The organism is Pseudomonas sp. LBUM1648, assembly GCF_059716145.1.
This window is the reverse complement of sequence record NZ_CP166808.1, coordinates 4,589,284-4,613,393: the sequence shown is the minus strand read 5'-3', so window position 1 is coordinate 4,613,393 and position 24,110 is coordinate 4,589,284. Positions and strand designations below refer to the sequence as shown.

At 59.4% G+C, this 24,110-nt stretch carries 23 protein-coding genes; 12 read left to right on the top strand and 11 right to left on the bottom strand.

Going from position 1 to position 24,110, the window contains the following annotated elements; genetic code table 11:
- Positions 1-38 precede the first annotated feature (38 nt).
- Positions 39-608 (top strand): elongation factor P, encoded by a 570-nt coding sequence (locus ACA043_RS20840; protein WP_028619992.1) that lies wholly within the window; start codon positions 39-41, stop codon positions 606-608.
- Positions 609-682: 74 nt separating this feature from the next.
- Here ACA043_RS20840 and ACA043_RS20835 read toward each other — a convergent pair whose 3' ends face one another.
- The 3 genes from ACA043_RS20835 to ACA043_RS20825 form a co-directional block, all read right to left on the bottom strand.
- Complete coding sequence (locus ACA043_RS20835) at positions 683-1,102, bottom strand: organic hydroperoxide resistance protein (RefSeq protein ID WP_187677674.1); 420 nt, start codon at positions 1,100-1,102, stop codon at positions 683-685.
- Between the two features lie 247 nt (positions 1,103-1,349).
- Positions 1,350-1,814 carry a MarR family winged helix-turn-helix transcriptional regulator gene (locus ACA043_RS20830; protein ID WP_401271952.1) on the bottom strand — a complete coding sequence of 155 codons (465 nt, stop codon included), beginning with the start codon at positions 1,812-1,814 and terminating at the stop codon, positions 1,350-1,352.
- A gap of 73 nt (positions 1,815-1,887) precedes the next feature.
- Positions 1,888-2,844, bottom strand: coding sequence for a LysR family transcriptional regulator (locus tag ACA043_RS20825; RefSeq protein WP_187677672.1), 957 nt, complete (start codon positions 2,842-2,844; stop codon positions 1,888-1,890).
- A gap of 113 nt (positions 2,845-2,957) precedes the next feature.
- Between ACA043_RS20825 and ACA043_RS20820 the strand changes: the two genes are divergently transcribed.
- The gene (locus ACA043_RS20820; protein WP_222944061.1) at positions 2,958-3,704 is read left to right on the top strand and encodes a sulfite exporter TauE/SafE family protein; all 747 of its coding nucleotides are present in this window, start codon (positions 2,958-2,960) and stop codon (positions 3,702-3,704) included.
- Here the strand turns inward: ACA043_RS20820 and ACA043_RS20815 are convergent.
- On the bottom strand, positions 3,694-4,548 hold the full coding sequence (locus ACA043_RS20815; protein ID WP_187677831.1) for a LysR substrate-binding domain-containing protein: 855 nt from the start codon (positions 4,546-4,548) through the stop codon (positions 3,694-3,696). The two genes, ACA043_RS20820 and ACA043_RS20815, sit on opposite strands and share 11 nt — an antisense overlap.
- Before the next feature lie 97 nt (positions 4,549-4,645).
- Here ACA043_RS20815 and ACA043_RS20810 point away from each other — a divergent pair, with 97 nt between their 5' ends.
- Together ACA043_RS20810 and ACA043_RS20805 are read left to right on the top strand one after the other, a co-directional pair.
- Positions 4,646-4,867 (top strand): DUF1127 domain-containing protein, encoded by a 222-nt coding sequence (locus ACA043_RS20810; protein WP_187677670.1) that lies wholly within the window; start codon positions 4,646-4,648, stop codon positions 4,865-4,867.
- 64 nt (positions 4,868-4,931) lie between these two features.
- Positions 4,932-6,158, top strand: a complete 1,227-nt coding sequence (locus ACA043_RS20805; protein WP_497657842.1) for a winged helix-turn-helix domain-containing protein — start codon at positions 4,932-4,934, stop codon at positions 6,156-6,158.
- A 43-nt stretch (positions 6,159-6,201) separates the two neighbouring features.
- Here ACA043_RS20805 and ACA043_RS20800 read toward each other — a convergent pair whose 3' ends face one another.
- A complete protein-coding gene (locus ACA043_RS20800) occupies positions 6,202-7,548 on the bottom strand; it encodes a class II 3-deoxy-7-phosphoheptulonate synthase (protein ID WP_187681366.1) in 1,347 nt (448 codons plus the stop codon).
- 151 nt (positions 7,549-7,699) lie between these two features.
- Here ACA043_RS20800 and ACA043_RS20795 point away from each other — a divergent pair, with 151 nt between their 5' ends.
- Complete coding sequence (locus ACA043_RS20795; RefSeq protein WP_497657841.1) at positions 7,700-8,455, top strand: spermidine synthase; 756 nt, start codon at positions 7,700-7,702, stop codon at positions 8,453-8,455.
- 97 nt (positions 8,456-8,552) lie between these two features.
- Here ACA043_RS20795 and ACA043_RS20790 read toward each other — a convergent pair whose 3' ends face one another.
- Positions 8,553-9,344 (bottom strand): crotonase/enoyl-CoA hydratase family protein, encoded by a 792-nt coding sequence (locus ACA043_RS20790; RefSeq protein WP_489879087.1) that lies wholly within the window; start codon positions 9,342-9,344, stop codon positions 8,553-8,555.
- Positions 9,345-9,768: 424 nt separating this feature from the next.
- On the opposite strand from ACA043_RS20790, the gene ACA043_RS20785 reads away from it, so the two are divergent.
- Positions 9,769-11,442 (top strand): DEAD/DEAH box helicase, encoded by a 1,674-nt coding sequence (locus ACA043_RS20785; RefSeq protein WP_008088238.1) that lies wholly within the window; start codon positions 9,769-9,771, stop codon positions 11,440-11,442.
- 129 nt (positions 11,443-11,571) lie between these two features.
- Here ACA043_RS20785 and ACA043_RS20780 read toward each other — a convergent pair whose 3' ends face one another.
- Positions 11,572-12,339 (bottom strand): DODA-type extradiol aromatic ring-opening family dioxygenase, encoded by a 768-nt coding sequence (locus ACA043_RS20780; protein WP_497657840.1) that lies wholly within the window; start codon positions 12,337-12,339, stop codon positions 11,572-11,574.
- Positions 12,340-12,441: 102 nt separating this feature from the next.
- On the opposite strand from ACA043_RS20780, the gene ACA043_RS20775 reads away from it, so the two are divergent.
- A complete protein-coding gene (locus ACA043_RS20775; RefSeq protein WP_497657839.1) occupies positions 12,442-13,098 on the top strand; it encodes a thiopurine S-methyltransferase in 657 nt (218 codons plus the stop codon).
- Between the two features lie 125 nt (positions 13,099-13,223).
- On the opposite strand, the gene htpX is transcribed toward ACA043_RS20775, so the two are convergent.
- Positions 13,224-14,111 carry a protease HtpX gene (gene htpX / locus ACA043_RS20770; RefSeq protein WP_007908619.1) on the bottom strand — a complete coding sequence of 296 codons (888 nt, stop codon included), beginning with the start codon at positions 14,109-14,111 and terminating at the stop codon, positions 13,224-13,226.
- 304 nt (positions 14,112-14,415) lie between these two features.
- Positions 14,416-15,627, bottom strand: coding sequence for a pyridoxal phosphate-dependent aminotransferase (locus ACA043_RS20765; protein WP_187679570.1), 1,212 nt, complete (start codon positions 15,625-15,627; stop codon positions 14,416-14,418).
- Positions 15,628-15,850: 223 nt separating this feature from the next.
- Here ACA043_RS20765 and msrB point away from each other — a divergent pair, with 223 nt between their 5' ends.
- From msrB to ACA043_RS20750, 3 genes are all read left to right on the top strand, one after another.
- A complete protein-coding gene (gene msrB, locus ACA043_RS20760; protein WP_497657838.1) occupies positions 15,851-16,246 on the top strand; it encodes a peptide-methionine (R)-S-oxide reductase MsrB in 396 nt (131 codons plus the stop codon).
- A 102-nt stretch (positions 16,247-16,348) separates the two neighbouring features.
- Positions 16,349-16,834: a glutathione peroxidase gene (locus ACA043_RS20755; protein WP_187679568.1), complete on the top strand. Its 486-nt coding sequence runs from the start codon at positions 16,349-16,351 to the stop codon at positions 16,832-16,834.
- A complete protein-coding gene (locus ACA043_RS20750; protein ID WP_401267122.1) occupies positions 16,831-17,292 on the top strand; it encodes a MarR family winged helix-turn-helix transcriptional regulator in 462 nt (153 codons plus the stop codon). The genes ACA043_RS20755 and ACA043_RS20750 overlap by 4 nt, the downstream gene beginning before the upstream one ends.
- On the opposite strand, the gene ACA043_RS20745 is transcribed toward ACA043_RS20750, so the two are convergent.
- Positions 17,276-19,597 carry a hybrid sensor histidine kinase/response regulator gene (locus tag ACA043_RS20745; protein ID WP_497657837.1) on the bottom strand — a complete coding sequence of 774 codons (2,322 nt, stop codon included), beginning with the start codon at positions 19,595-19,597 and terminating at the stop codon, positions 17,276-17,278. The genes ACA043_RS20750 and ACA043_RS20745 overlap by 17 nt on opposite strands.
- Positions 19,598-19,763: 166 nt before the next feature.
- Between ACA043_RS20745 and ACA043_RS20740 the strand changes: the two genes are divergently transcribed.
- Together ACA043_RS20740 and ACA043_RS20735 are read left to right on the top strand one after the other, a co-directional pair.
- A complete protein-coding gene (locus ACA043_RS20740; RefSeq protein ID WP_489879092.1) occupies positions 19,764-20,654 on the top strand; it encodes an ATP-binding protein in 891 nt (296 codons plus the stop codon).
- Positions 20,651-21,133: a GAF domain-containing protein gene (locus ACA043_RS20735; RefSeq protein WP_187679564.1), complete on the top strand. Its 483-nt coding sequence runs from the start codon at positions 20,651-20,653 to the stop codon at positions 21,131-21,133. The genes ACA043_RS20740 and ACA043_RS20735 overlap by 4 nt, the downstream gene beginning before the upstream one ends.
- On the opposite strand, the gene ACA043_RS20730 is transcribed toward ACA043_RS20735, so the two are convergent.
- Positions 21,134-24,079 carry an HD domain-containing phosphohydrolase gene (locus tag ACA043_RS20730; protein ID WP_497657836.1) on the bottom strand — a complete coding sequence of 982 codons (2,946 nt, stop codon included), beginning with the start codon at positions 24,077-24,079 and terminating at the stop codon, positions 21,134-21,136. It abuts the gene before it with no gap.
- Between the last annotated feature and the right edge of the window lie 31 nt (positions 24,080-24,110).

Below are 24,110 nucleotides of genomic sequence, written 5' to 3'. Positions count from 1 at the left end.
AGATTTTTGTAAATCCCATCCAAATTCGGATATTCGCAATGAAAACTGGTAAAGAACTGAAACCCGGTACCGTGATCCGTCTCGAAAACGATCCTTGGCTGGTTCAGAAAGCTGAATTCACCAAGTCGGGCCGTAACAGCGCGATCATGAAGACCAAGCTGAAAAACCTGCTGACCGGTTACAAGACCGAGATCGTTTACAGCGCCGACGACAAACTGGACGACGTAATCCTCGACCGCAAAGAAGCGACCCTGTCCTTCATCAGCGGCGACACCTACACGTTCATGGACACCACTGACTACACCATGTACGAGCTGAACGCTGAAGACATCGAAGCTGTTCTGCCTTTCGTTGAAGAAGGCATGACCGATGTTTGCGAAGCGATCTTCTTCGAAGAGCGTCTGGTTTCCGTAGAGCTGCCGACCACCATCGTGCGCGTAGTTGACTACACCGAAGGTTCGGCTCGCGGCGACACTTCCGGCAAGGTCATGAAGCCAGCCAAGCTGAGCAACGGTACCGAGCTGCAAGTTGCTGACTTCATCGAAATCGGTGACAAGATCGAAATCGACACCCGCGAAGGCGGTTCCTACAAAGGCCGTGCCAAATAAGCACTGCTTTTTGCGGAAAGAAAAAGCCCGACCATTGAGTCGGGCTTTTTTGTGCCTGCGATTTTTTGCTTTATTTACACGGTGACGTGCAGACGTACATCGACATTGCCACGGGTGGCGTTGGAGTACGGGCAGACCTGGTGGGCAGCGTCGACCAGGCTTTGCGCGTCGGCTTGTTCAAGACCTGGCAGGCTGATGTGCAGGTCGATGTCCAGACCGAAACCACCAGGGATCTGGCCGATACCAACGTGAGCGGTGATCGCCGCGTCGTCCGGGATTTTGCGCTTGGTCTGGCTGGCTACGAATTTCAGCGCGCCGATGAAGCAGGCCGAATAACCGGCAGCAAACAGTTGCTCAGGGTTGGTCGCTGCGCCGCCAGCACCACCGAGTTCTTTCGGGGTGGCGAGTTTGACGTCGAGGACGTTGTCACTGGAGATCGCACGACCGTCACGGCCGCCGGTGGAGGTTGCGATTGCGGTGTAGAGAGTTTGCATGGTGTGGGCCTCGTTTAGTGTCATTGATTGCGCTAACTGTTTGCGCGCTAAGTAAGTTCGAGGTGAATATAGTCCGCAAATATTTAGTGCGCAAGATAATTTTTTAAGAAAAGTGAAGGAGCGCGCCCAAGTGGAGGGATTCAGCGCGCTGGATGTATTGATCTAGAGAGGTTGAAGGGTCAAAAGCCGACAGCAAAAAATGTTCAGGTCGGGCGAAATCTCAGCAGAAAAAGAGATTCCTTGGGTTCTAGATAAGGCTGTCTTGCAGATGACTGCGCAGCACTTGCAGCTCAGCCTGCAGATTTTGCAGGCGCTCAAGGGTAAAGCCGCTGGCACCGAGAATGCATTGCGGAACGGTTTTGGCCTTTTCCTTGAGTGCTCGGCCTTTCGCAGTCAATTCAACAATCACCACGCGCTCATCCTCACGACTGCGGGTCCGGCTCAACAAGCCTTCACCTTCCAGACGTTTGAGCAACGGCGTTAGGGAGCCGGGATCAGTCAACAGTCGCGTGCTGATTTCTCCCACCGTCAAACCATCCTTCTCCCACAACACCATCATCGCCAGATACTGCGGATAGGTCAGGCCCAGCGCTTGCAAAAGCGGCTTGTAGACCTTGGTCAGCATCAGCGAAGTGGAATGCAATGCGAAGCAGGCCTGATTATCCAGCAACAGGTCTTCGCAGTGGTCTGGGGTGTTGCGTTCGGTGCTCATGTGTAAACCTTGATCAATGATGCTCATGAATCTAGCGCTCGAATCTTTAATGCGCCAGATAATTCTCTGAAACCTAGTGCCGGCCCAAGTCCCGTTGCAGCGCCAGATCCCAGGGTGGCACCGGGCTGAAGCGGGTCTTGAGATACTCCAGCAATAAACGGCTGCGCGAGTGGGTCTGCTGCTCCATCCGCAAGGCGTAGATGCCGGTGGATTCGGGTCGTGGCAGGCCATTTTCACAAAACAGCGGCAATAATTCGCCACGCAGCAGGTATTCGCTGGCCAACCAGGTTGGCAGGTGCGCGATGCCCAGCCCCGCCAAAGCACCGCACACCAGAGCCTCGGCGTTATTGGCGCTCATGCGGATGCGCGCCGGGCGGTGTAATTGCATCTGCCCGTCCTGTTCGAAGCGCCACGCAAAGGGTGGGGCGAGACCGTCCCAATCCAGACCGTCATGTTCGCTCAACTGCGCAGGATGATTCGGTACACCGCGACGCTTGAGGTAGTCGGGACTGGCGCAAGCGATGCGCACCATGCTCGCCAACGGGGTGGCGACCAGTCGGGTATCGGCCATTTGTCCGGCACGCAGCACCAGATCGACTTTGCCCAGATTCGAGCCGTGCATGTCGACGAAACTGTCGATCAGGTGCAACTGCACGTCGAGCCCCGGATACAACACCAGAAAGTCGGCAATCACCGGTGCCAAGTGTCGGCGCCCGAATGCAGCCGGCGCATCGATGCGAATCAAACCTTCCGGCGCACTGCTCAGCGACACCGCTTCGGCGCGGGCCAGTTGCAGTTCGGCAACGATCCGTCGCGCCCGTTCGGCAAAGGCCAGACCTGCCGGCGTGGCGCGTACGGCATGCGTGCTGCGAATGAACAACTGGCTGCCCACCGCGCTTTCCAGGCTATCGATGCGCCGGGCAACCGCCGACGGCGTCAGCGGATGACGGCGTGAGGCGGCGGAAAAGCTGCCACTCTCCAGCACATCGAGAAACAGTCCGAGTTGATCGGTCAATTGGTTGGGATTCATGTCGGTTCAATGCTTGTGCGAATTCGGCATAGCCATTGTGCGTTGCTATGCGTTTCCCCGCCAGCCGCGACTGCGTAGGATGTTTCGCCTGACGTAAGAGGAATTCGACTGTGATGGAGTTTTTGTTGTACCTGCTGTTCGGCGCCGCCCTCGGCACGCTCGGTGGCATCTTCGGCATCGGCGGTGGCTTGATCGCGATTCCATTGCTCGGCGTCTGGTTTGGCCTTGATCAGCAGATCGCTCAAGGCACGGCGCTGGTGATGGTGGTGCCGAACGTGATGCTGGCGCTGTGGCGTTATCACCAGCGCAATCGCATCGAACTGCGTCATGCGTTGCCGCTGGCGGTGATGGGGTTCTGCTTCGCGTGGATCGGTTCGATCTGGGCCGTGGGCATCGATGCGCAAACCATGCGTATCGGTTTTGTCGCGTTCCTGGTCGCATTGTCCGCCTATAACTTGCTGAAGATGTTCGGCAAGCGCCCGGCGCCAACGTCCGAGATGCGTTATTCCTGGCCGTGGCTGGGTGTACTCGGTGCGGCGTCCGGGACCATGGGCGGGTTGTTTGGTGTCGGCGGGGCAGTCGTGGCGACGCCCGTACTCACCAGCCTGTTCGGCACTACTCAGGTGGTCGCCCAAGGCTTGTCGCTGGCGCTGGCACTGCCGAGCACAGGCGTGACGCTGGTGACCTACGCGGTGCACCACGAAGTGGACTGGATGATTGGTCTGCCGCTGGCCATCGGCGGTCTGGCCAGCATCAGTTGGGGCGTGAAAGTTGCCCACGCGATGCCGGAAAAACTCCTGCGTGGGCTGTTCTGCGGGTTTCTGGTGCTGTGCGCGGTGATGCTTGCCTTTAAAGTTTGAAGCCTTCGACGATGTGCTCGGCGAGGCATTCAGTGATCGGCGACGGATTGTTCAAGTTGCGGATCAGCATGATGCTGGCCTCGGGCAACAGCGGCAGATCCTCGTTGGCTCCCAGAATGCGCATGTCCGGGGTGATCAGGCTTTCCAGTTGCGCGGTGATCGCCAGACCCGCGCTCACCACCGCCATCAGCGCCGACAGGCTGGTGCTGTTGTAAGCGATGCGATAATCGCGACCCATTGCGTCCAGCGCATTGCAGGCCCACAAGCGGCAGAAACAATCACTGTTGAACATCGCTAGCGGCAGCGGCGTCTGCTCATGGGCGCTGAAGTTTTGCGCTTCAGCCCAGACAAACCGTTCTTTGCGCAGTAACTGGCCGATCTCGTTACCGGGTTCGCGGGTGACGATCGACAGATCAAGATCGGTGCGCTGCAACAACTGTTTGGTCGATTCGCAATGCACTTCGATCTGGATCAGCGGATAGAACTGCGCAAATCGCGACAGGATCCCCGGCAGAAAACGCATCACGTAATCATCCGGCGTGCCGATGCGCACGGTGCCGACCATGTGCGGCTCGCGCAGAGTGTTGAACACTTCGCTGTGCAGCTTGAGAATGCGCCGCGCGTAACCGAGCAGCACCTGGCCTTCGGCGGTCAGGCGAACCTGCCGGCCGTCACGCTCGAACAACTGGCGCTGCAGCACGTCTTCTTCCAGACGTTTCATCTGCATGCTCACCGCCGATTGCGTGCGGTTGACCATCTCTCCAGCGCGGGTGAAACCGCCCTGATCGGCAATTGCGACAAAGGTGCGCAGTACATCGGTATCAATACTGGGGTAGGCCGACAATTGATGAATCTCCGTGATGCATGCCATCAGAAACATTCGTTGGATTGATCTTAGCGCCGGCGCGAGACTTGAGCCATCCACAACGGAGGTCAAGACGATGAAAGGTCAAAGAGAGTCTGTAGGTGAAGAAGCGTTTTCCGGCCATGGCCATATGGTTTCGGACCTGCTGCACAAGTTTAGCCGCTGGTACGAACTGCACCGTGAACGAGAGTTGCTTGCCAGTCTGAGCGACGAAGCGCTGAAAGACATCGGGGTCAGTCGTGCCGACGTCGAGCACGAGTCAGTGCGGCCGTTCTGGGACGATCCGATGCATAAATGATGAGGCCATTGCTACACAAACACTTCTGGACTGAGGTAGGTTGCGAGCAGACAAGGAGATGCTCATGCCCGCGACACTGTCCTTTTCCCTTAAACAGGCGCGACGTCTGGCGCTGGCTGCCCAAGGGTTCAACGGGCGCCAGCCGCCGACCGTCAAGGCGCCGCACGTCAACCGGCTGATCGAACGGCTGGGCCTGCTGCAAATCGATTCCGTCAATGCCGTGGTGCGCTCGCACTACCTGCCGCTGTTTTCCCGTCTGGGTTCCTATTCTTCTGACTTGCTCGACCAGGCCGCCTGGAGTTCGGGGCGTCGTCGTACGCTTTTTGAATACTGGGGGCATGAGGCGTCGCTATTACCGCTGTCGATGTATCCGTTGCTGGGTTGGCGCATGCAGCGGGCCAGGCAAGGTAAGGACATCTATCAGCAACTGGCGAAGTTTGGTCTTGAGCAGCAGGATGTCATTCGCCGGGTTCTGAGTGCGGTCCAGGAGCGTGGGGCATTGGGCGCGGGCAGTTTGTCGACCCGTGAAGACAAGGCCGGACAGTGGTGGGACTGGAGTGCGGAAAAGCATGCGCTGGAATGGTTGTTCGCCGCTGGTGAAGTGACGGTGGCCGGGCGACGGGGCTTTGAGCGTTTGTATGATTTGCCGGAGCGGGTGATTCCTTCGGCGATCCTGCAGCAGCCTTTGCCTGGTGAGGCTGAGGCTCAGCGCGGGTTATTACTGCATGCGGCGCAGGCGCTGGGCGTAGGCACTGAAAAGGATCTGCGTGATTACTTTCGTCTGAATCCGGCTGATGCGCGTCCGCGTCTGGCCGAGTTGGTTGAGGCCGGACAATTGCAGTCCTGCGAAGTCGCTGATTGGCGGCAAATCGCCTATTGCCTGCCGAAGCCGAAAATCCCGCGCAAAGTGCCGGCCAGTGCGCTGTTGTCACCGTTCGATTCGTTGATCTGGGAGCGCAGTCGCACCGAGCGGTTGTTTGATTTTCGCTATCGGCTGGAGATCTACACGCCGCAGGACAAGCGGGTTTACGGCTATTACGTGCTGCCGTTTTTGCACAATGAGCGGATAGCCGCACGGGTGGATCTGCGTGCCGAGCGGGCGGCGGGGCGGCTGGTGGTGCATGCGGTGCATGAAGAGGAATCAGGGCTGGATGAGGAGGGGATGCTGGCGCTGGCGGTGAATTTGCGGCGCATGGCGGACTGGCTGGGGTTGGAGAGGGTGCAGCTTAATTGCCAGCGCGAGAGTGCGGGGCGGTTGCGGGCGGCATTGGCTCAGATCGGTGGTGACTGAGCAGACACCTTCGCGAGCTTGCTCGCGAAGGAGGTGACGCAGTTTAGCGGCGGACTTGCTTGAGTGTTTCGGCGATCAGGAACGCCAATTCCAGCGACTGATCGGCATTCATCCGCGGATCACAGTGGGTGTGATAGCGATCCGACAAGCCATCTTCAGTGATCGGCCGTGCGCCCCCGATGCACTCGGTGACATTCTGCCCGGTCATCTCGATGTGAATCCCGCCGGCGTAACTGCCTTCCGCTTCGTGCACCTGGAAGAACTGCTTCACTTCGCCGAGGATCTGCGCAAAGTCGCGGGTCTTGTAGCCGCTGCTGGCCTTGATAGTGTTGCCGTGCATCGGGTCGGAGCTCCACAGCACCTGCTTGCCTTCACGCTGTACCGCGCGGATCAACGCCGGTAAATGATCGCCGACCTTGTTCGCGCCCATTCGCGCAATGAGGTTAAGGCGCCCCGGATCGTTGCTCGGGTTGAGCACGTCGATCAGACGAATCAGATCATCGGGGTTCATGCTCGGGCCGACTTTCACCCCGATCGGGTTGTTCACCCCACGCAGAAATTCGACGTGAGCACCGTCGAGCTGACGGGTGCGGTCGCCGATCCACAGCATGTGCGCCGAGCAATCGTAGTAATCGTTGGTCAGGCTGTCGCGGCGCACGAAGGCTTCTTCGTAGTTGAGCAGCAGCGCTTCGTGGGCGGTGAAGAAACTGGTTTCGCGCAATTGCGGCGAGCTGTCCATGCCGCAGGCGCGCATGAAGGCCAGGGTTTCATCGATGCGATCGGCGAGGTGGCTGTATTTCTCGGCCAGCGCGGAGTTGGCGATGAAATCGAGGTTCCACTTGTGCACCTGATGCAGGTCGGCAAAACCGCCCTGGGCGAAGGCGCGCAGCAGGTTCAGGGTCGCGGTGGACTGGTGATAGGACTGCAGCAGACGCTCCGGATCCGGCACGCGACTCTTTTCGTCGAAGCCGATGCCGTTGACGATGTCGCCACGGTAGGCCGGCAGGGTCACGCCGTCGATGGTTTCGTCGTTGGCCGAACGCGGCTTGGCGAATTGACCGGCCATGCGCCCGACCTTGACCACCGGGCAACCGGCGGCAAAGGTCATGACGATGGCCATTTGCAGCAGCACCTTAAACGTGTCGCGAATCTTGGCTGCTGAGAATTCAGCGAAGCTTTCAGCGCAATCGCCGCCCTGCAGCAGGAACGCCCGGCCTTGAGTCACCTCGGCAAACTGACGACGCAGCTCACGCGCTTCGCCGGCAAACACCAGCGGCGGATAACTGGCCAGGGTTTGCTCGACCTGGCGCAGATGCGCGGCGTCGGGGTATTGGGGTTGTTGCTGGATCGGCAGGGCGCGCCAGCTGTCAGGGCTCCAGGGTTGGCTCATCACGGTCTCTAAGGTTCTACGCACGGAACGCCATGGTATCAGCAAATTAGTGCGTGACCTGTTCCCGCCCCATCGCCGACAATCGCCGCTTTGCCACGGTGCCATAGCGGTGCCATCGCGTCACCGCGCCCGGTGACCATCAGGAGACGAAATGACTGAGGAGCGCGTCGAGCTATTGCTCGCCGAGGTACAGGACGAGTTCGGCGTGATTCGCGTGCTGGAGGTGGCCGATTACCGCTTTCTGGAGTTCGGCGATGCGATCGAGCAGAGCTGCGTGTTCACTGCCGACCCGAGCTGGCTGGAATACGACTACACCCGGGCGATGCTGATTGGCGCGCTGTGCCACGAGCATCCGGAGAGTGCGCTGTTCCTCGGATTGGGCGCAGGTACGCTGACTCAGGCTTGCCTCAAGTTTCTGCCGCTGGAAGATGTCGAAGCCATCGAACTGCGTCCGGACGTGCCGCGTCTGGCCATCGAATACCTTGGCCTGGATGACGATCCGCGCCTGTACATCCGCGTCGGCGATGCCCTTGAATTGCTGCCGAGCGCCGAGCCTGCGGATCTGATCTTCGTCGACCTTTACACCGACGTCGGCCCCGGTGTCGGGCATCTGGCCTGGAGTTTTCTCGGCGCCTGTCAGAAACGCTTGAATCCGGGCGGCTGGCTGGTGATTAACCAGTGGGCTACCGATGATGGCAAACCGTTGGGCGCGGCGTTGTTGCGCGGGCTCTATCACCGGCATTACTGGGAATTGCCGGTGAAGGAGGGCAACGTGATTCTGATTGTGCCAGCGGATCTGGATCAGGCGCTGGACATGCAGGCGCTGACTGCCCGGGCTGAAGCGCTGGCGCCGCAGTTGGGGTATTCGTTGCAGTCGTTGATCAAGGCGATTCGTCCCGCGACTTGAGCAGTAGGAGCTGCCGAAGGCTGCGATCCTTCTTTTAAAAAATCAAAGTCAAAAGATCGCAACCTGCGGCAGCTCCTACAGGATTTGGTGCGTTTCATCAGATGCCTTTGAAGACCCCGGGCCGCCGCTCAACCAGCGACCGTACACCTTCCTTGGCATCCTCGCTGGCCAGCAACTTCTTCACCAGCGCCGGCAAGCCCTGTGCTGCCGCCGTCTCACCTTCATACCGCGCCTGGCGCGCCGACATCAACGTCGCCTGCACCCCTAACGGCGCCTGTTGCGCAATCCGTTCGGCCAGTTCAATGGCCCGGGGCAGCAGATCCTCGCTGGCCATCACTTCCTGCACCAATCCCAGGTGCAAGGCATCGTGTGCATCGAATTCGTCTCCGGTCAGCAACCACCGCATGGCATTGCCCCAACCGGCTACCTGATGAAAGCGCAGAGTCGCGCCGCCAAAAGGAAAGATCCCACGCTGCACTTCCATCTGGGCGAACCGGGTATTGCTCGCGCAAAGGTTGATATCAGCGGCCAGCATCAGCTCGATGCCGATGGTCAGGCAGTAACCCTGTGCCGCGACAATTACCGGTTTGCTCACCCGTGGCCCGACGAAAACACCCCACGGATCACAACCGCCGGTCGGAACTACCCAGCCTTGGGCAAGTGCCGAGCTGGCATTGACCAGATCCAGGCCGGCGGTAAAGTGTTCGCCATGGCCGAACACCACTGCCACCCGCGCCTCGCTATCCGCCTCGAACTCGCCATACGCCAGGCTCAGCTCATTGAGCAGGTCGAGGTCGAAAGCATTGCGCTTGGCGGCTCGGTCGAGGCCGATCAGGTGGACATGGCCACGACGTTCACGGCTGACGCGGCCGGGGCAGGGCTGATTCATGGTTAACTCCTCGGGCGGGAAGGGCGGGTGCAGCGACGGTATGCCGCAGATCGATGAATCGTTTAAGCGTCATCACCTGCGTGGCCGGGCCTTTGAAAAATAGACCTTCGCACGATTATCCGCAAAACCCCGTTACACAGCGGTGACACACGCATTCAGGCAATAAAAAAAGCTCCCTATTTGGGCGAAATCCGGTATAGTGCGCGCCGGCCTTTAACCGGGCCGCGTTTAGGTAGCGCAATTCCCCGAAGTCAGCTTCGGCTGCACGTCCGCATTGCGGGCTCTTCCCGGACGATTCTTTTTTTTCATTCATACGTTTTCGCAAATCCCCGCCGACAAAGCTGCCAGGGCGACTCTTGAGTCTCAACACGGCATGCGCAGCTTTGGAGCATGGGTCTTTGCGGATGCACTTAGAGGCAGACCCATGACCCAGGAAACCGGCGGATTCGCCGCTTTTAATCTTAACCCGAATATTCTTGCAGCCGTCGCAGCGACCGGCTACGAAGAGCCTTCGGCGATTCAGCAGCAATCGATCCCGATCATCATGGCCGGCCAGGACATGATTGGCCAGGCGCAAACCGGTACCGGTAAAACCGCCGCGTTCGCTCTGCCTATTCTGCACCGCATCGATCCTGCCAAGCGCGAACCGCAAGCCCTGATCCTGGCGCCAACCCGAGAGTTGGCGCTGCAAGTAGCAACCGCTTTTGAAACCTACGCCAAGCAAATGCCAGGCGTTACCGTTGTGGCCGTTTACGGCGGCGCGCCGATGGGCCCGCAACTGAAAGCAATCCGTAATGGCGCGCAGATCGTTGTCGCTACCCCGGGTCGTCTGTGTGACCACCTGCGTCGCGACGAGAAAGTGCTGTCGACCGTGAACCACCTGGTCCTCGACGAAGCTGACGAAATGTTGAAGCTGGGCTTCATGGATGACCTGGAAGTCATCTTCAAGGCTCTGCCAGCGACCCGTCAGACCGTTCTGTTCTCGGCTACCCTGCCGCAGTCGATCCGCGCCATTGCCGAACGCCACCTGCGCGATCCGCAACACGTCAAGATCCAGACCAAGACCCAGACCGTTACCGCGATCGAACAGGCTCACCTGTTGGTTCACGCTGACCAGAAGACTTCGGCCGTTCTCAGCTTGCTGGAAGTGGAAGACTTCGACGCTCTGATAATGTTCGTGCGCACCAAGCAAGCGACCCTGGATCTGGCCAGTGCCCTCGACGCCAAAGGCTATAAAGCCGCTGCGCTGAACGGTGACATCGCCCAGAACCAGCGTGAGCGCGTGATCGACTCGCTGAAAGATGGCCGTCTGGACATCGTTGTTGCGACCGACGTTGCTGCTCGTGGTCTGGACGTTCCGCGCATCACCCACGTTTTCAACGTGGACATGCCGTACGATCCGGAATCCTACGTTCACCGTATCGGCCGTACCGGCCGTGCCGGTCGCGAAGGTCGTGCGCTGCTGCTGGTGACTCCGCGTGAGCGCCGCATGCTGCAAGTGATCGAGCGTGTAACCGGTCAGAAAGTGGCTGAAGTTCGTCTGCCGGACGCTCAGGCTGTTCTCGATGCGCGCATCAAGAAACTGACCAACAGCCTGTCGCCGCTGGTCGCTGATGCCGAATCGACTCACGGTGAACTGCTCGATCGTCTGACCGCGGACATCGGCTGCACCCCGCGTGCTCTGGCTGCTGCTCTGCTGCGCAAGGCCACTAACGGTCAAGCGCTGAACCTGGCTGCAATCGAGAAGGAACGTCCACTGGTGCCGAACAACGCACCGCGTGGCGACCGTCCTGAGCGTACCGGTGATCGTCCGGATCGTGGTGACCGCGAGCGTCGTGCGCCAATGCCTTTGGGCGAAGGCCGTGCTCGTTGCCGTACCGCGCTGGGTGCGCGTGACGGTATCGCCGCCAAGAACCTGCTGGGCGCCATCCTCAACGAAGGTGGTCTGGCCCGTGAAGCGATCGGTCGCATTCAGGTGCGTGACAGCTTCAGCCTCGTTGAGCTGCCGGAAGATGGTCTGGACAAACTCCTGACCAAGCTGAAGGACACTCGCGTTGCCGGTAAGCAGCTGAAACTGCGTCGCTATCGTGAAGATTGATCCGCCCTTGGGCTGATTGATCGAACATAAAAAATCCCCGACTGGTTCGGGGATTTTTTTTGCCTGTTTGAAAGATCAAAAGATCGCAGGGTAGGAGCTGCTGAAGGCTGCGATCTTTTGATTTTGCCTTTAGCCGAAGCGGTAAATATCCATACCCAGTGCACCCATGGTGAATCCCTTATGCGCCACACTGAATTCACCCCCGGCACCCCGGGCAAAGTACAACGGCAACAAGTGCTCATCACTCGGATGGCTGCGCACCGCGTTCGGTGCCTGCTGGCGGTAGTCATGCAGCGCCGCTTCATCATCGGTCGCAAGCTTTTCGATCACCCAGTCACGGAAGTCTTTTGCCCACGGCTCCACGCTTTCCGGACCGGCATGCCAGTCCAGCTCGCGCAGGTTGTGGGTGATGCTGCCCGAGCCGATCAACAAAATCCCTTGTTCACGCAAGCCTGCCAACGCACGACCAACACGGGTTTGCAGCGCTGGACCGCCGCGACTCGGCAGCGAAACCTCCACCACCGGAATGTCAGCTTGCGGGTACATCAGCGACAGCGGCACCCACACGCCGTGGTCGAACGGCCGTTGCGGATCGAGGCGTGCCGGCAGGTCGTTGGCGCTCAGCAACTCGGCGACTTCGGCAGCCAATTGCGGATTGCCCGGCGCCGGGTACTGCACTTCAAACAACGCCCGAGGGAAGCCGCCGAAGTCATGCCAGGTCTCGGGCTGCGGATGGCTGCTGACCAGCAATTCGTGGCTCTCCCAGTGTGCGGAGACGATCACGATAGCTTTAGGTCGGGGCAGTTCAGCGGCCAGTCGGGCTAGCGCCGGGCCACTCGCGCCAGGCTCCAGCGCAAGCATGGGTGAACCATGGGAAATAAACAGGCTGGGAAACATGATGGGTTCCTGAGCGTTAAGATGGCTCATCTTCAGTCACATCATTGATCTAAATCTAATATAAGTTTTAACGCTTTTTGATCGAGTTTTTAGGGGGGATTCATGCAGCCTGAGTTTTGGCACAAGAAGTGGGCTTCGGACCAGATCGGTTTTCATTTGCCTGAGGTGAACCCGCATCTACAACGGCACTGGCCTGACCTCCCGATTCCTGCGCAGGCGCGGGTGTTGGTTCCGTTGTGTGGGAAAAGTCTGGATTTGCTGTGGTTAGCTGGGCGTGGCCATCAGGTGCTCGGGATTGAGTTGTCGGAAAAGGCCATTGAGGCCTTTTTCAGTGAGCAACATGTACAACCGCAGGTTAGCGAGAAAGACGGGTTCAAGATCTATCGCGCCGACTCCATTGAATTGTGGTGCGGTGATGTCTTCACGCTCACGGCAGAGGATGTGGCTGATTGCACGGTGCTGTACGACCGGGCAGCGCTGATAGCCTTGCCGCCGCCGATGCGTGAGCGCTATGTGGCGCATCTTCAGCAGATCCTGCCGCAGGGAGTGCAAGGGTTGCTGATTACGCTGGATTACGATCAGGCGCAGATGCCCGGGCCGCCGTTTGCAGTGGTGGATGATGAGGTGCATCGGTTGTTGGGCGGTGCTTGGCAGGTGCAGGTGCTGGAAGAGCAGGATGTGCTGAGTGAGAGCGGGAAGTTTCTGCAGGCCGGGGTGACGCGGCTGGAGGAGCGGGTTTACCGTATTTCGCCTCGTTAGTTTGTGTTGGCTGTTCCGGCCTCATCGTTGGCAAGCCAGCAATCAGGCCAGTGGGAACAACCCATTACTCTAAGCAAAAAAAGGCCCGCATCACTGCGGGCCTTCTTGTTTTTACGCCAGTCTGATCAACCGCGACGACGCAATGCGTCGATACGCTCTTCCAGCGGCGGGTGGCTCATGAACATGCGGGCGAAGCCCTGTTTGATGCCACCGTTGATGCCAAAGGCGTTCAGGGTGTCCGGCATGTGCACCGGCAGACCCTGCTCGGCGCGCAGGCGTTGCAGGGCGCCGATCATTGCGCTGGTGCCAGCCAGACGCGCACCGGCTTCGTCTGCGCGGAATTCGCGTTTGCGCGAGAACCACATGACGATCGCGCTGGCCAGAATACCCAGTACCAGCTCGGCGAAGATGGTTGCCACGTAGTAGGCAATGCCCTGGCCTTCTTCGTTCTTGAAGATCACCTTGTCGACGAAGTTGCCGATGATCCGCGCGAAAAACATCACGAAGGTGTTCACCACGCCCTGGATCAGCGCCAGGGTGACCATGTCACCGTTGGCGACGTGGCCGATTTCGTGGGCCAGCACGGCTTTCACTTCATCGGGCGAAAACCGTTCGAGCAGGCCCTGGCTGACTGCGACCAATGCGTCGTTCTTGTTCCAGCCCGTGGCGAACGCGTTCGCTTCGTAGGCCGGGAAAATACCGACTTCGGGCATCTTGATCCCGGCTTCGCGGGACAATTGCTCAACGGTTTGCAGCAGCCATTGCTCATGCCGGGTACGTGGCTGGCTGATGATCTGGGTACCGGTGCTCATCTTCGCCATCCACTTGGAGATGAATAGCGAGAACAGCGAGCCGGCGAAACCAAAGACCGCACAGAAAACCAGCAGCTGACTAAGGTCGAGATCAACCCCGTTGGCCGCCATGAACCCGTTGAAGCCGAAAAGGCTCAGGGTGATGCTGGCTATCAGCACGACCGCCAGGTTAGTGGCCAAAAACAGCAGGATGCGCATCATGGTTGTAGAAATCTCCTCAAGCTAAAGATGTAGCGTACTGCGGGGTATATAAGGTGCGGCACCCGGCTATTCAACTGGGTGACTATTTCAAACTGTGTCCTACAGCAGTTTCCTCGGCGCGCGACCTGTTTCCCACGACAGACACCGACACGGACGACGGGCAGTCGCGACCCGTCGCCATTGCGTCAGACGCAGGTAACCGGTACGAAACGCAAGTGTAGAAGGCATGTGGATGTGGGTAATGCAGAAGTGTTGCTGAATCAGACAGTGCGCAACGTTTGGGTCGTTGCGCACTGCTGGCCAGTTACTGGCGGTATGACTTGAGAAAGCTGCCGATACGGCCAATCGCCATTTCCAGATCATCGACGCGGGGCAGTGTGACGACGCGGAAGTGATCCGGCCACGGCCAGTTGAACGCTGTACCTTGCACCACCAGCAGCTTTTCGGAGAGCAGCAGGTCGAGGACGAATTTTTCGTCGTTATGGATCGGACAGACCTTCGGGTCGATCCGTGGGAAGGCGTACAACGCACCCATTGGCTTGACGCAGCTCACGCCGGGAATGTCGTTGAGCAGCTCCCAGGTGCGGTTGCGCTGCTCCAGCAGGCGACCCTGCGGCAACACCAGATCGTTGATGCTCTGATAGCCGCCCAGTGCGGTCTGAATGGCATGCTGGCTCGGCACGTTGGCGCACAGGCGCATGTTGGCCAGCATGTCGATGCCTTCGATGTAGCTCTGGGCATTGTGCTTCGGCCCGGAAATCGCGATCCAGCCGGAGCGGAAACCGGCCACGCGATAGGATTTGGAAAGACCGTTGAAGGTCAGGCACAGCAGGTCCGGAGCCAGCGAAGCGGTGCAGATGTGCACGGCGTCGTCGTACAGAATCTTGTCGTAGATTTCGTCGGAGAACACCACCAGATTGTGCTGACGGGCCAGCTCGAGCATGCCCAGCAACACTTCTTTTGAATACACCGCGCCAGTCGGGTTGTTCGGGTTGATGATCACCATGGCCTTGGTGTTCGGGGTGATCTTGGCCTTGATGTCGGCCAGGTCCGGGAACCAGTCGGCGCCTTCGTCGCACAGGTAATGCACGGCGTTGCCGCCGGCCAGACTGACGGCGGCGGTCCATAGCGGGTAGTCCGGCGCTGGCACCAGCACTTCGTCACCGTTGTTGAGCAGTGCCTGCAAGGACATCACGATCAGCTCGGACACGCCGTTGCCCAGGTAGATGTCTTCGATACCGACACCTTCTACCTGCTTTTGCTGGTAGTACTGCATCACGGCCTTGCGCGCGCTGAACAGACCTTTGGAGTCGCTGTAGCCTTGCGCGGTCGGCAGGTTGCGGATCACATCCTGAAGGATTTCGTCCGGCGCTTCGAAACCAAACGGCGCCGGGTTGCCGATGTTCAGCTTGAGGATGCGCTGGCCTTCCTCCTCCAGACGTTTGGCGTGCTTTAGCACCGGACCGCGAATGTCGTAGCAGACGTTGGCGAGCTTGTTCGATTTGCTGAACTGCATGGCGATGTGATCCCGAAAATGAACGATCCAGGCGGCGGATGGACAACCGTACTGGGATTCCTGCGTCTTCACACAGGCGGACGTCTGAGCCGTGGCTCCGAGAATCCGTTTGAATGCGCCCGGTCTGGCTGCCAGACTGGCGCGTGACGAGGCGCAATCATACGTGCCGCCCGATCCGTGGAAAAGGTACAGATCGGGCTTTTTCAGCCGCTGAGGTGTGATGATGGAAAAGTTGGAAAAAACCCTGGAAGAGTGGAAAGCCATGCTCGATCCGCAGCAGTACGAGGTTTGTCGCCTCAGTGCGACCGAGCGACCGTTCTCCGGCAAATACAATGCCACCAAAACCGCTGGTGTTTACCACTGCGTGTGCTGCAACGAGGCGCTGTTCGATTCCAATACCAAATTCGATTCCGGCTGCGGCTGGCCGAGCTTTTACGCGCCGATCGGTGAAGGCGCCATGACCGAGATTCGCGACATCAGCCACGGCATGATTCGCACCGAAGTCAAATGCGCCCGTTGTGACGCGCACCTGGGGCACGTGTTCCCGGATGGCCCGCCACCGACCGGTTTGCGTTACTGCATCAACTCGGTGTGCCTGGATCTGGTGCCCCGCGAGTAGGTGATCGGGTGGCCCTAGAGTCGCCTTTCTGATAATTAAATTGCACGCAATTTAATTGCTCGCTATGTTTGGCCTTTCCCGATGATCTGAGGAGCCCGTCTCATGAGCGACAACCTGCTGAATATCCCGTGCACCACCATCAAGGGGGAGCAAAAGACCCTGGCCGATTTCGCCGGCAAAGCCGTGCTGGTGGTCAATACCGCGAGCAAGTGCGGCTTCACTCCGCAATACAAAGGTCTGGAAGCGCTGTGGCAGACCTACAAGGATCAAGGCCTGGTGGTGCTGGGCTTTCCGTGCAACCAGTTCGGCAAGCAGGAGCCGGGCAACGAGGGTGCGATCAGCGAGTTCTGCGAATTGAATTTCGGTGTCAGCTTCCCGCTGTTCAAGAAGATCGAAGTCAATGGCGCCGGAGCCCATCCGCTGTTTGTGCAATTGAAGAAGCGCGCTCCCGGCGTACTGGGCTCGCAAGGCATCAAGTGGAACTTCACCAAATTTCTGATCGGCAAGGACGGCCAGTTGGTCAAGCGCTTCGCCCCGGCCACCAAGCCGCAGGATCTGAGTCGCGAGATCGAAGCCCTGCTCAAATGAACAACCTGCCCGTTGATTCGCTGAAGCTCGACAGTCAGTTGTGCTTCAAGTTGTATGCCGCGTCCCGGGCGGTGATTCGCGGCTATAAGCCGATGCTTGATCAGCTTGGCCTGACGTATCCGCAGTATCTGGCGATGCTGGTGTTGTGGGAATGGCAGGAGTGCGGGCCGGAGCAACCGACCGTCAAGGCTTTGGGTGAGCGTCTGACGCTGGATTCCGGAACGCTGACGCCATTGCTCAAGCGTCTGGAGCATTTGCAACTGGTTCAGCGTCAGCGCTCGGTGCGCGATGAACGTGAAGTGCATTTGAGTCTGACGCCAGAAGGGCAATTGCTGCGCGAGCAGGTCGGGCCACTCAAGGCCCGCCTGCTGTGCGACAGCGGGGTCGATCTGGACCGACTCAACGCATTGCGCGACGGTCTCGATCAGTTACTGGGGCAGATCAAGGCGCTGTCGTAGTCCGGATCCACTGATCCAGCAGCGCCGCCAGTTCTTCTCGGCGAAACGGCTTGGCCAGATAGTCGCTCATGCCCGCGGCCCGGCAGCGTTCGCGTTCTTCAGACATGGCATTGGCCGTCAGGGCAACGATTGGCAGGTCCGGCCATCGACCGCTCTGGCGGATCTGCCGGCTCGCCTCGTAGCCGTCCATGACCGGCATGTTGCAGTCCATCAACACCAGATCGAAGGCGTGATATTCCAGTTGATCCAGTGCTTCGGCGCCATGGGCGGCGACGATGACATCACAGCCGAGTTTGCCGAGCATGCCTTTGGCGACCAGTTGATTGACCGGGTTGTCTTCGACCAGCAGCACCCGACCGCGTCGTATGGATGGCGACGTATCCACCTGTGCGTCGCTGATAGTGGCCACGTCCGGTTGCAGGGTCCGTCGCAGGTTCTGGTAGAGCGCGTTACGCGCCAGCGGTCGTGCCTGCTGTTGCAGTGGGGCGAGGGCTGCCGCCTCTTCGCTGGGCAGAAAACTGCCATAGGCCGTCACCAGCAGAATGGGCGCGCCGAGTGCAGGACGCAGCCCGAACAGACACTCCGGACAGTCGGTAATCACCACGTCCGGCGTCACGCCCAACAGTGAGTCGTTGAGGGTGCGTTGCTCATACTCAAGCCCCCAGACCGGCAGCAAGCTTCTTAACAACTCGGCCAGGCCACTGCTGGCCGGGGTGATGGCGAGGACTTTGCCCTGCAGAGGCGCCGGAGCCAGCGCGCGCGTATGGCAGGGCAGTGGCAGTTCGGCGCAGAACTGACTGCCGAAACCGGTCTCTGAACTGATGGTCAGGCGCCCGCGCATCGCTTCGCAGAGGTTGTACGTCAGCGCCAGCCCCAGTCCTGTGCCGCCGTACTGACGGGTGATACCTGCGCCCGCCTGAGTGAACGGCTGGAAGATTCTCACCTGGGCTTCCTGTGCGATGCCGATACCGGTGTCGCAGACTTCGATACGCACGCCATCCTGGTAGGCCGACAAGCGCACATCGACCCGACCGAAGCGAGTGAATTTCAGTGCGTTGGACAGCAGGTTGCTGACGATCTGTCGGACCCGGGTCGGATCCCCCAGTACCAGCGCCGGAAAATGCGGATCGATCAGGCAGGTCAGCTCGACGCTCGGCGCCGCGTTTTGCGAGAGCAGGTTGGCGGTGTCTTCGATCAATGAGCCGAGATCGAACGGAATGTGTTCAAGCTCCAGTTGCCCGGCATCGAACTTCGACAGGTCGAGAATATCGTTGAGCAACTCCACCAGCACTTTTCCCGAGTCGTGGGCGATCGACAGTTGTTGCTGCTGCTCGGCGTTCAGTGGCCCGTCGAGCGACAACGCAATCATCCCCAGCAGTCCGTTGAGCGGCGTGCGGATCTCATGGCTCATGTTGGCGAGGAACGCCGAGCGGGCTTCGGCCATTTCCAGTGCCGTGCTGCGGGCGACTTCGAGTTCCTCATTGGACTGGCTGAGCCGCGCGTTGATGGCCTTGAGTTCGGCGGTTCGCGCCGAGACGATGGTTTCCAGTTGGCCGAGGTAGTCGGTCAGACGGTTTTCCGCGTTGCGCCGCTGCTGGATCTCGGTGGCGATGTTCTCGAATTGCTGATTGGCGACTTTGACCAGCACGCCGATTTCATCGTTGGCGTGTCCGGCCGGACACTCCAGCGTGGTCGCTTCGGCGCTGCGCGGATCGCGCCCGCTGAGTTCGCGGATCACCCGCACCAGCGGTTTGGTGAGCATCACGTAGAACAGCGCCAACAGGAGCCCGGTCAGGATCAGGCTGCGGGCGAACCCGTTGAGCAGGGTGATCTCGGCCCGGCGCAGGAAGCGGCTGCCGAAGGCATAGGTATCCACTTCCAGGCTCAAGACACCCAGCGATTCGTTGGGTAGATGGTCCAGATACAGGCGATCTTCGAACTGGCGTTTGGCACCGAACAGGAAGTCGCTGATCATTCGATAGCTGCTTTGCAGCTCAGGGCGTTTGACGCTGGCCAGCACGGTATTGTTGTTGTCGGTCAACTGCGCCGAAATGATTGCCGGTGAACGCAACAGGCCCAGGGTGAGTTCCTGAGCCAGTTCGGCATCGATGTTGTAGGCGATACGTGATGCCGGGTTATGGCTGATTTCCAGCAAAGACAGGATTTCACGGTTGATGGAGGCGTCTTCGCTGGCATAATCGATGCCGATTTGCAGCAGGCTGAGCAGCGTGCCCAGAATGAACCCGACCAGCACAGTAAGCCTGGCTTGTTTGTACGACAGCCGGTGGGTGAATTTGATATCCATGGGGTGTTGAACCACTTCCGTTTCCCTTCGCTGCTCAAGCATAGTCGATCATGTATCGATACCGAGGTTCCCGAATCGCCTTGTAACAAGGCACGGGGCGGGAATTTTGATCCGCGAGTCGTCGCTGGATCGCCATCATCACTGTGAACGTGCCCGAGGAGAAGATGTGGATTCCCGATTGAATGCTTTTCTTGAACGTGCCGAGTCGGTTCTGGCGCGGATCGAACCGTTGTTGCCGGCGCCGCGCCCGGTGATCGACTGGGGCACTTGCCTGGCCGCGCGCTGGCAGCGTGACGGCCGCAGCGGATATTTGCTGCCGCTGGAAGTCAGCCTTGATATGCGTTTGTCCGACCTGATCGGTGTTGACCGGCAACTGGAACAACTGGGCCGCAATACCCAGCAATTTCTTGATGGCATGCCGGCCAACCATGCGCTGCTCTGGGGCTCGCGCGGGACCGGAAAGTCCTCGCTGGTACGGGCGTTGCTCGCTGAACACGCCGAGGCGGGCCTGCGTTTGATCGAGATCGAGCGCGACCATCTGGCCGACTTGCCGCGGGTGGTCGAGCAAATCGGCAAACTGCCGCAACGTTTTGTGTTGTTTTGCGATGACTTGTCGTTCGAATCCGGTGAGGGCGATTACCGCGTGCTCAAAAGCGTGCTCGACGGCTCGCTGGAACAGGCGCCGGACAACGTCTTGCTGTACGCCACTTCCAACCGTCGCCACCTGGTGCCGGAGAAGGAAAGCGACAACGAAAACTGGAAACGCGTCGACGGCGAACTGCACCCCAGCGAAGCGGTGGAAGACAAGATCGCGCTGTCGGACCGTTTTGGTCTTTGGTTGTCGTTTTATCCGTTTACTCAAGAACACTTCCTCAACGTCGTCGAACACTGGATCGGCCAACTGGCCGCCAAGGCTGGTCTGAGCTGGCAGCGCGACGAAGAGCTGGACATCCTCGCCGTGCGTTGGGCCACCGGCCGCGGTAATCGCAACGGACGTTGCGCATACCAATTCGCCCGTTACTGGGTGGGACTGAAATTGTTGGAGCACAAGCCATGATTGATTTGCAACAAAGCGGCCAAGGCCTCGAAGGCTATGGCATGTTGGCTGCACAACTGGAATCGCTGCTGGCGGACGAGCGCGATTTTATCGCCAACGCCGCGCAGTTCTCGGCATTCCTGTTCAACCAGCTCGATGACCTGAACTGGGCCGGTTTTTACCTCAATCGCAACGAAGAGCTGGTACTCGGCCCGTTCCAGGGCCAGATCGCTTGCGTACGCATTCCGTTTGGGCGCGGCGTATGTGGCGCGGCGGCGGCCAGCCTGCAGACGCAGCGGGTTGAAGATGTGCATGCGTTTCCCGGCCATATCGCCTGCGACAGCGCCTCGAACAGTGAGCTGGTGGTGCCGTTGGTCAAAGAGGGTCGCCTGATCGGCGTGCTCGATCTCGACAGCCCGAAGCTCGCCCGTTTCGGTGCACAGGACCAGGCAGGAATCGAGCAACTGGCGGCGATTTTCCTGCGTCTGACCGACTGCTGATCACGCGCCAAGGCCAGCCTTGTGCAACAGGCTGGCCGTGTCCACGGCATCGATCTGCCGAGGATCGAGAAAGCGCTCGGCGTACTGCATATACACGCCGTCGTTGATGAACAATCCAAACAACTGCGCATCGATGTGCGCCTCGCGGCACATGGTCGCCATGATTCCCAATGCCTCGCTCAATGACTTGGCTTTCTTGTACGGGCGATCGGCAGCGGTCAGCGCCTCAAAAATATCGGCGATCGCCATCATCCGTGCCGGCAGGCTCATTTCTTCGCGCTTCAGGCGTTTCGGGTAGCCGGTGCCGTCCATTTTTTCATGATGCCCACCAGCGATTTCGGCAATGCTGTCGAGGTGGCCGGGGAAGGGCAGGTGACTGAGCATCATGATCGTCTGCACCATGTGGTGATTGATGATGTAGCGCTCTTCGCGGGTCAGTGTGCCGCGGGCGATGCTCAGGTTGTACAACTCGCCGCGATTGTATTTGTGGCGTGGCACATCCAGCTTGAAGCCCCACGGATTGTCTTCAGGGATCAACTCGTTTTTATCGCGATCGAGCAAATGTTCTGGCTTGTCCGCCAGCAGCTTTTCACTGACCGGCAAGTTTGGCGCAGGGGTTTGGGCCTGACGCTTGTTTTCTTCCCACGACACGCCCAGGCGGTCGTCCAGCGTGCGCAGCCAGGTGCGTTGGGACAGATCATTCAGGCGTTGCAAATCTGCCTCTGCCATCGCTTCGCTGCCCAGGTTGCAACGGGCGACAAAGGCAAAGTCTGCGTCCAGTGCGCACAAGGTCTGCTCGCGCATTTCGGCCAGCGTCGCTTCGTCTCCACCCAGGGCCAGCGCCTGCCAGTAATTGATCCAGGCATCGCGCTTGAGCACTTCGAAACGGGTTCGGATCTCGTGGATGCGATCGTTGATGGTTTCCAGTTTGGTGGCTTTGTCGACCACGTATTCCGGCGTCGTGACCTTGCCGCAGTCGTGCAGCCACGCGGCAATGTGCAAGGCTTCCCATTCGTCCTCGCTGGGTTGATAAGTGCTGAAGGCGGGCGCCTGACTCGCTGCCGCGGCTTGAGCGAGCATCAGCGTCAGTTCCGGTACGCGTTGGCAATGTCCGCCGGTATACGGGCTCTTGGCGTCGATGGCCCCGGCGAGCAACTGAATGAAGGCATCGAGCAATTGCTTCTGTCTGGCTTGCAGGCGCTGGCTCTCGATGCTCACCGCCGCAGCGCCGGACACCGCTTGCAAGAAGGCGATACGGTCGGGGCGCAGTTTTTCCAGATCGGCCGGGGTGCCGCTGTCGTTGATCAACAGGATCAAAAGGCCGATGGTTTCGTTGTGGCGGTTGCGCAGACGGATACCGATGAGATGGATCCTCGGCGCTGCCATTGCCAGCAGCACTTTCTGCAAATCCCCGGCGTTTTCGAAACCTAAGTTGCTCACCACGTTGTCGGCGCTGACCAGTTGTTCAAACCACGCCGGACCCGCGCGCTCTTGCAGGTCGTGGCCCTGAATGTCGAACGCCTCCAGTGCTTGTGGCGCGCCATCGATTACCAGACCGTAAGGCTCCATGCGACTGCCGTCGTGTTCACGCAGATAAATCAGCCCTGCCTGAGCCTGGGCGATCTGCACCGTTTCAAACAGCACCCGTTGCAGCAGCGGTGCGAATCGGGTTTCGGCGCACAGGCTGTCGGTGATCCGGAAGAAGCTCGCCAAGGTGTCTTTCATCCGCGCCATCGACACGCTCAACTGGTCGACTTCCAGCACCGGCGAGCGTCGAGCCAGCGGAAAATTGAAGTCGAAACTGCGAATCGCATCGGCTTCCTTGACCAGCGCGTGCAAGGGCTTGACCAGAATTCGTGAGATCAGCCAGCCCAGTGGCAGGCATAGCAGCAAGGTGGCGAGAGTGATCAGCGCACCTTGCCAGCGCATGTGATAGGCATCGGCCAGCAATTCGTCTTCCGGCACCAGCAACGCCAGCTGCAAACCTTTCGGACCGCCTTCCTGAATGCTGCTGCGGGCGACAATCCATTGCCGGCCATCGGCATTCAGACGATTGCCGGTGTGCTCAGCGGACAGCAGCCTATTGAGGCTCGGACTCAAGTCAGCCACTTTGGCCAGGTGTGCGGTGCTGTCATTGACGATCAGTCGGCTACTGTCGGGGTAGGCCACGGCGTTGCCGTCGGAATCGAACAGGGCGATTTCGGTGGACGGTGTGACGACATGTTTACGCAAGGTGGCAGACAGGGCTACCAGCGTCAGATCGGCGCCAATGACCGCGTTTTCGCCACTGCGTCGGGCCAGCGTAGTGCCGACGTTGCGGGTTGAGAAAAAGACGTAGGGCTCTGTGGTGATTTGTTCGGTTTGCTGGCGGGCATTGATGTACCAGGCGCGGTCGCGCGGATCGTAGGGATCCCGGGGATTGTCCTGCCGGCTGATCGGCGTCAATGCCTGATCGAAGAACAGTGACTGCGAGCGCACTTCGCCGCGCGGGTCATGCTCGATGCTCCAGACCTGATACGCCGCCGTTTCGGGGGCGCTGAGCAGTGTTTTCAGGGCCGCGTTGCGTAGTGGGCGCACCATGAAGAAATCGCCGTTGGCATAACCCAGGTACAGCGAAGCGAGATTCGGGTTGTCCGTGAGGGACTGGCTGAACGGCCTGAGCAGCGGCAATCGTTGTTCAAGCCCCGAAGCCCGGGTAGCGGGATTGTCCGCCAGCAGGCTCAGCAGGTGACGGATCGGCTGATAGGTGGCAGACATGTCCAGGCGCACTTCCTGCTCGATCCGATCGAACAGCTTCTCGCTACTCGACAGGATGATCTGCGTCGTCTGGCGATAGTTGAACAGCCCCAGCACCACGCCTGTGAGCAACAGGAGAAACGTGAACATGACACTGATGTGTACGTGCAGCGGAAACCGGCGTTGCTCCGGGTGCAGTGGGCTGGGCATTTCGGGTTCTCCATGATGGTTAACTCACTGC